Origin of the sequence: Castellaniella daejeonensis (genome assembly GCF_039523555.1) — a bacterium.
Lineage (GTDB): Bacteria > Pseudomonadota > Gammaproteobacteria > Burkholderiales > Burkholderiaceae_B > Castellaniella > Castellaniella daejeonensis.
In genome coordinates this window covers 327,812-334,735 of record NZ_BAAAFN010000011.1, presented here as the reverse complement: position 1 = coordinate 334,735, position 6,924 = coordinate 327,812, and the positions used below count along the sequence as shown (strand labels likewise).

General features: G+C 67.1%; 7 protein-coding genes. 6 read left to right on the top strand and 1 reads right to left on the bottom strand.

All coding sequences use genetic code 11. The features are described 5' to 3' along the window. Positions 1-924, bottom strand: a 924-nt coding sequence (locus ABD022_RS08710) for an MCP four helix bundle domain-containing protein (protein WP_343820916.1), incomplete at its 3' end; no start/stop codon positions are given. A gap of 219 nt (positions 925-1,143) precedes the next feature. Between ABD022_RS08710 and ABD022_RS08705 the strand changes: the two genes are divergently transcribed. From ABD022_RS08705 to ABD022_RS08680, 6 genes are all read left to right on the top strand, one after another. Then, positions 1,144-1,575: a DUF2946 family protein gene (locus tag ABD022_RS08705; RefSeq protein WP_343820914.1), complete on the top strand. Its 432-nt coding sequence runs from the start codon at positions 1,144-1,146 to the stop codon at positions 1,573-1,575. A 61-nt stretch (positions 1,576-1,636) separates the two neighbouring features. Continuing rightward, the gene (locus ABD022_RS08700; protein WP_325123984.1) at positions 1,637-2,179 is read left to right on the top strand and encodes a YcnI family copper-binding membrane protein; all 543 of its coding nucleotides are present in this window, start codon (positions 1,637-1,639) and stop codon (positions 2,177-2,179) included. Further along, complete coding sequence (locus tag ABD022_RS08695) at positions 2,176-3,765, top strand: copper resistance CopC/CopD family protein (RefSeq protein WP_343820912.1); 1,590 nt, start codon at positions 2,176-2,178, stop codon at positions 3,763-3,765. Before ABD022_RS08700 ends, ABD022_RS08695 begins: the two co-directional genes overlap by 4 nt. A gap of 106 nt (positions 3,766-3,871) precedes the next feature. Then, a complete protein-coding gene (locus tag ABD022_RS08690; RefSeq protein WP_325123982.1) occupies positions 3,872-4,837 on the top strand; it encodes a chemotaxis protein in 966 nt (321 codons plus the stop codon). 102 nt (positions 4,838-4,939) lie between these two features. Then, the gene (bktB, locus tag ABD022_RS08685) at positions 4,940-6,121 is read left to right on the top strand and encodes a beta-ketothiolase BktB (RefSeq protein ID WP_343820910.1); all 1,182 of its coding nucleotides are present in this window, start codon (positions 4,940-4,942) and stop codon (positions 6,119-6,121) included. Beyond that, entirely contained in the window at positions 6,122-6,883 is a 762-nt protein-coding gene (locus tag ABD022_RS08680; protein ID WP_325123980.1) for a class I SAM-dependent methyltransferase, read from the top strand. The last annotated feature ends 41 nt before the right edge of the window (positions 6,884-6,924 follow it).

Below are 6,924 nucleotides of genomic sequence, written 5' to 3'. Positions count from 1 at the left end.
GGTGGCGGTGATCTGCTCGGTGGTGGCGGCGGTCTCGGCCAGGGAGCTGGCCTGCTGCTCGGTGCGCGAAGACAGGTCCAGATTGCCGGCGGTGATCTGGGCCGAGGCCGAGGCGATGGCGTCTGCGCCGTTGCGCACGTCCAGCACGGTCTGCTGCAGGCTGGTCATCATGCGGTGCAGAGTGTGTTCCAGCGCGGTGAGTTCGTCCTTGCCCCGCGGCGTGACGTCGAGGTCGAGTTCCCGGCGGGCGACGGCATCGCCCAGCGCCATGGCCTGCTGCAAGGGCAGGGTGATGGAACGGCTGATGCGCCAGGCCAGCACGATGCCGCTGGCCAGCGCCAGGACGGCGATCAGGCCCAGGATGAGCAGTGTGCGCTGGCCGGCATGCTGGTCCTCGGCGAACAGTTGTTTTTCACGTGCCTGCTGGAAGGTGTAGAGCGCGCCGATCGAGTCCTGGTAGGCGGCAATCAGGCCCGGCATGTCGCGCTGGAAGAATGTGTTGGCTTTATCGACGTCGCCCTTTTTCTGGTCTTCGATGGCGCTCTTGCGCTGGCTGGTGTAGTTCGCGCGGGCCTCCAGCACCTTGTCGTACAGGGCACGGCTTTCGGGCGTCCTGATGAGCTCGCCGATCACGTCCTGCAGGCTGGTGATGTGTTTCGATGTGGCCGCCATTTTCTCCTGGATGGCCTCCCGCACGGCGGTGTCCTGGATGTGCGTCAGGGCGAGCGTGCGTTCTCCGTTCACTTCGACGAAGCGTCCCCATTGCAGGATCTTGGCATTGATTTCGTTGCGGACCTGGACGATCTTGCCGTCGTCCAGTGCGGCCTGAGTGCGCCAGGCGCCCAGGCCCGCCAGCAGCGCGGCAATCAGGATCAGGATCCCGAAGCCAAGCAAGAGTCTCGTGCTGATTTTGATGCTGCGCATGCCCATGATGATCCTTTGGAGTCGTCGGGAAAACGGCGCAAGAGGCGTGCGTCCGTCGGTTTATGTGAAAAAGGAATGAAATAACGCTACCTTTAACATGGGTAAAAACCCGGGATTGCGTTGAAATGACCCAGGGAAGGCGGGTATTTAAGCGTCAAGGCCGCCCGGCCGGAATCCGGATGCCCGGCGGCCGCGTTCCGGGTGCCCTATACTTTCCGCATGAATCTTTCCGCGCCGAGCCGGCCGCTTCGCACCCTGAGCACGCGCTGGGTCTGGACTCTGTGCCTGACCCTGGCGCTGCGCGCGCTGGTGCCCGGCGGCACAATGCTCGATGTCGAGGCGCAGGACGGCTTCTTTCCGCGCCTGGTGCTGTGTCCGGCGCAGAATCCGGGCCTTTCGATGGGCGGCCACCATCAACCGATGGATGGGGGGCACGCTCATTCCGACGACCGGCCGCAATCCCATGCCGTGTCCTCGTGCTTGCTGGCGCAGCATGCCGGCGGTTCCCCGCTGCCGGCGGCGGTTCCCGTACTGGCACTGGCCGCGGTGGGGGCTCTTGCGCCGGTTCTTCCGGTGCTTGCCGCGCCCGCGGTGCAGCGTGTTCACGGGGCGCCGCTCGGCTCACGGGCGCCGCCCCGGCCTTTCTCCTGAATCTGGCCGTCATCCGGCCATCCGTTTTTATTCATTCGCGATTCATCCGAAAGGCTTGCTCATGAAATTTTCTCTTGCCGCGGGCATGTTGGCCCTGTTCGGCCTGGCGACTGCCGCCCAGGCCCACGTCACTCTCGAAACGTCCCAGGCTGCCGCAGGCAGCTATTACAAGGCGGTGCTGCGCGTCGGTCATGGCTGCGACGGCGCCCCGACCTCGCGGTTGCGCGTGCGCATTCCCGACGGCGTGCTGGCCGTCAAGCCGCAGCCCAAGGCCGGCTGGACCCTGGATCTGACCCAGGGCAGGTATGCGCAACCCCAGACCCTGCATGGCGCGACGGTGGACAGCGGCGTGCGCGAGATCAGCTGGAGCGGGGAACTGCCCGATGCGTATTACGACGAGTTCGTGTTCCGTGTCTATCTGTCCGATGCACTCAAGCCCGGCCAGACCGTGTATTTCCCGGTCGTGCAGGAATGCGGGCAGGGCGTGTCGCGCTGGATCGACACCACGGGCAATCCGGATGCGGAAGGCCCCGCGCCGGGCGTGAAGATCGTGGCGCCGGCCCATGAGGACGGGGCGCACGGCGGCCACGGTCATCACCATTGAAGGTCGCTTTCATCCTGCTTGCCTGCCTGCTGACGTGGGGGCAGGCGGCCTGGGGGCATGCGGCGCTGATCCGGGCCGATCCGGCGCCCGGCGCAGTGCTCGAACGGGCTCCGGACGCTGCCGTCCTGACGTTCAACGAGCCCGTCAGCGTCACTGCATTGCGCCTGTTCGGCCCCGAGGGCCAGCCGGCAGACGTGGCGCCGTCCCGGGCCGGCGGAAGCCGCATCCGCGTCCCGCTGCCTGCCGGTGCGCCGCAAGGCCCCTATCTGCTCAGCTGGCGCGTCGTCTCGGCGGACGGACATCCCGTGGGAGGCACGCTGGACTATTCGGTCGGTGTACCGGGTGGCTCGGCCATGACGGCCGGGGCTGCCGCCGCGCCTGGGGCGCGCGAGGCGGCCATCTGGCTGGGCCGCTGGCTGGGCTACGCATGCCTGTTTGCGTGCGTGGGTGCGGCTCTGTTCAGTGCGCGTGATCCGTCGGATCGCCAGGGCTGGGCACGGCCCCTGGTCTGGACCGGCCTGGCCCTGTTGCCGCTGAATCTGGGATTGCAGGGGCTGGACTTGCTGGACCTGCCCGGAGCGGCTCTGCTCGGATGGGCGCCCTGGTCGACCGCCCTGGCAAGCCGCTATGCCTGGACGCTGGGCCTGTCCGCCCTGGCCCTGCTGGCCTCGGCCGGCGCATTGCGCGCTCGGAAGTCCTGGGTGGCGCGTGGATGCGCGGGCGCCGGCCTGGCCCTGGCGGGCGCGGCGCTGGCCGCCAGCGGCCACGCCGGCACGGCGCCGCCGCAATGGCTGTCACGCCCCTTGGTCGTGCTGCACGTGGTAACGGCGGCCGCCTGGCTGGGGGCGCTCGTGCCGCTGACCCGCCTGCTGAAGCCAGGTCCGGCCGGGTGGGCGGGCCAACCGCTGCTGGCCTGGTTCTCACGCTGGATCGCGCCGGCCGTGATCCTGCTCCTGGCAAGCGGGACGGGCTTGACGCTGCTGCAGCTGGACCAGCCGGGGGACCTGTGGCGCACGTCCTACGGCATCGTCCTGAGCGTGAAACTTGCGCTGGTGTGCGGGCTGCTCGCCATTGCGGCATTCAACCGCTGGCGCTGCACGGGCCCGGCCTTGGCGGGCGACAGGGCAGCTCGCGGGCGCCTGCGGCGCAGCATCGGGGTCGAGGCAGCGGTGGCGCTGGTTTTGCTGGGCGTGGTGTCGCTCTGGCGCTTCACGCCGCCGCCGCGCAGCCTGGACGCGGTCGTCGAGGCCCATGCGCGCAGCGCCGGCAGTAGGCTGGCATCCTTCGAATTGTCCAATGGCCGTGCCCGCGCCAGGGTGATGCCGTCCGGCGGCGCGTGGCTCATCGAACTGCGCGATGCCGTGTCCGGCAAGCCCCTGGAAGCCCAGGGCCTGACGCTTGCGCTGAGCAATCCGCAGGCCGGCATCGAACCGTTGCGCCGGGCGGCGCGCCGCCAGCAGGATGGGCGCTGGCGCGTCGACATGGGTTCTCTGCCGCTTTCCGGCGCCGGTCGCTGGCAGTTGAGCATCGACATTCTGGTGGATGATTTCGAGCAGACGACGCTGGAAGGCATGCTGTCGCCCTGACCTTCCGCCGCGCTGCATCGGGGTGTGCGCATGAAAGTGCTGCGACCCTTCTTCGCCTCCTTTAGAATCTCCCGTTCGGAGATACCGCATCCATACAAGGCCAGACATGAGCTCACTCCAGAAAGAAATCGATGAACGCACCAACCTGACCGGTACCAACCGGTTCGAACTGCTCCTGTTCCGCCTGGGGACGGATGCTGCCTTGGGTCAGTCCGAGCTTTTCGGCATCAATGTGCTCAAGGTCCGGGAAATCGTGACCATGCCCGCCATCACGCCGATCGCCGGCGCACCCAAATTCTCGCTTGGTGTCGTGCATTTGCGCGACCAGGTGATCCCGGTGTACGACCTGCCGGCGATCGTGGGATGCAAGCTGGCGGCCGCACCGAGCCTGATGCTGGTGACGGAATATGCCCGCACGACCCAGGCGTTCACGGTGGAGTCGGTCGAGGACATCGTGCGGCTGGACTGGAATCAGGTGATCTCCGCCGAAAACACGGGTACGGGCCCCAGCCTGATCACCAGCATTGCCCGCCTGAGCGAGGGCAGCGGCGATGAGGCCCGCCTGGCCCAGGTGCTGGACGTCGAGGCCATCCTGCAGGCCATCACGCCAGAGGAAAATCGCCACAAGGTCGAATCCCGGGAAGTCGGCGACAAGTTTTCCCTGAAGCCCGGCACCGTGGTGCTGGTGGCGGATGATTCCTTCGTGGCCCGGGCTCTCATGGAGCAGACCCTGAAGGCCATGGATATTCCCTACGAGATGACCAAGTCCGGTCAGGAAGCCTGGAATCGCCTGAATGCCCTGGCCGCCGCGGCCGAGGCCGAAGGCAAGACCATCCACGACAAGGTCTGTCTGATGCTGACCGACCTGGAAATGCCCGAAATGGACGGCTTCACGCTGACGCGCAACATCAAGCAGGACCCCCGTTTCAGCAGCATGCCGGTGGTGATCCACTCGTCCCTGTCGGGCTCGGCCAACGAGAACCACGTGCGCAGCGTCGGCGCCAACGGCTATGTCGCCAAATTCTCCGCGGAAGAATTGTCCGGCGCCATCCGCAAGGCGCTGGGCCACTGATTTTTACCGCCGGGCCGCCCCAGGGTAAAACGCCCGCCTCTGGTGGGGGGCAGCAAGCCGAAAGGCGCGGCGTGAGGGCTTTTTTCATCATAGGAATCGATCATGCAAGACATCGTCATCGTTGAAGCCTGCCGCACCGCCATCGGGGATTTCGGCGGCGGCCTGAAGGACGTCTCCCCCTGCGAACTGGGGGAACTGGTGGTGCGCAATGTGCTGGAGCGGGCGGGCGTGTCGGCCGACGACGTCGGCCATGTCGTTTTCGGCCACGTCATCAACACCGAGCCGCGCGACATGTACCTGTCGCGCGTGGCGGCGCTGAACGCGGGCATTCCCCAGTCTGTGCCGGCCTTCAACGTCAATCGCCTGTGCGGCTCGGGCCTGCAGGCCATCGTGTCCGCAGCCCAGGTGCTGATGCTGGGCGATGCCGAAGTCGCCATCGGCGCAGGCGCCGAAAGCATGAGCCGCGCACCCTATGTGGCGGTGGGGCAGCGCTGGGGATCGCGCATGGGTGATTCGCGGCTGGTGGACATGATGACGGGGGCGTTGTCCTGCCCGTTCGAAAAATATCACATGGGCGTCACGGCCGAGAACGTGGCGCAGAAGTATGGCATCAGCCGCGAGGACCAGGATGCCCTGGCGCTGGAATCGCACCGGCGTGCGGCGCATGCCATCGAGCAGGGCTATTTCAAGCAGCAGATCGTGCCGGTGGTGCAGAAGACCCGCAAGGGCGAGGTCGTGTTCGACCGGGACGAGCACGTGCGCTTCGATGCCAGCCCTGAAAGCTTCAGCAAGCTCAAGCCCGTGTTCGCCAAGGAAAACGGCACCGTGACGGCGGGCAATGCATCGGGCCTGAACGACGGCGCGGCCGCCGTGCTGCTGATGACCGAGCAGGCCGCCCGGGCCCGGGGGCTGACTCCGATGGCGCGCCTGGTGTCCTACGGTCATGCCGGGGTGGATCCTCAGTACATGGGTATCGGTCCGGTGCCGGCCACGCGCAATGCTCTGTCGCGCGCGGGCCTCACGTTGGACCAGATCGATGTGATCGAGGCCAACGAGGCTTTTGCTGCCCAGGCCTGCGCGGTTTCGCGCGAACTGGGTTTCGACCCGGCCAAGGTCAACCCCAACGGCAGCGGCATCAGCCTGGGACACCCGATCGGCGCCACGGGCGCCCTGATCACGGTCAAGGCGTTGCACGAACTGCGGCGCGTCCAGGGCCGCCATGCCCTGGTCACCATGTGCATCGGCGGCGGGCAGGGCATCGCCGCCATCTTCGAGCGCCTGTAGGTGGCCCGAACCCGACCCGCCCGGCAGCCGGCCTGGGAAGCCGATCTGCCGACACTGTCGGAAGAAGACGGCATCCGCTACCTGCATTTCAACTCGGAATGGATCCAGGGGGCGATGCGCATCGCCCGACCATCCGAGCTGGTGCTGGCCTATACCCAGCAGATGATGGCCTGGTTGCTGTTCGCGCCGTCTGGCGCGCGCGATCGCATCGGCATCCTGGGGCTAGGCGCAGGCTCGCTGTTGCGCTTCACCCTGCGGCATACCCGGTCCCGGATCGAAACGGTCGAGCGCAATCCTGCCGTCACGGCGATGTGCAGGGCCTTCTTCCGCTTGCCCGGTAGCGCACGGTCCGTCGTCGATCATGCGGATGCGCGTGACTGGGTGGCCGAGCCGGGCAGGGCGGGGTGCTATCGGGCGCTGATGGTGGATTTGTATGACAGCCGGGCAGAAGGTCCGGTATGTGGCGACCCGGATTTCTACCTGGACTGCTTCCGGATCCTGGACGAACCGGGCGTGATGAGCGTGAACCTCTTCGGCCGCCACGAGAGCTTCGAAGAAAACCTGCGAGGCATCCGTGCGGCGTTCGACGGGCGGGTGCTGTGCCTGCCCGAGATCGACGAGGGCAATACCGTGGTCCTGGCCTTCAAGGGCGATGCCCTGGACTTGTCGCGCCAGGATCTGCTGGACCGGGCCGAGCGGCTGGAGTCCCGCACCGGCCTGCCGGCGCGGCGCTGGGCGCGGTCGTTGCTGGCCAGGGGTTGAGCGCCCGTCACCGGGCGGACCCGACCGGCCCCGGCAGTCAG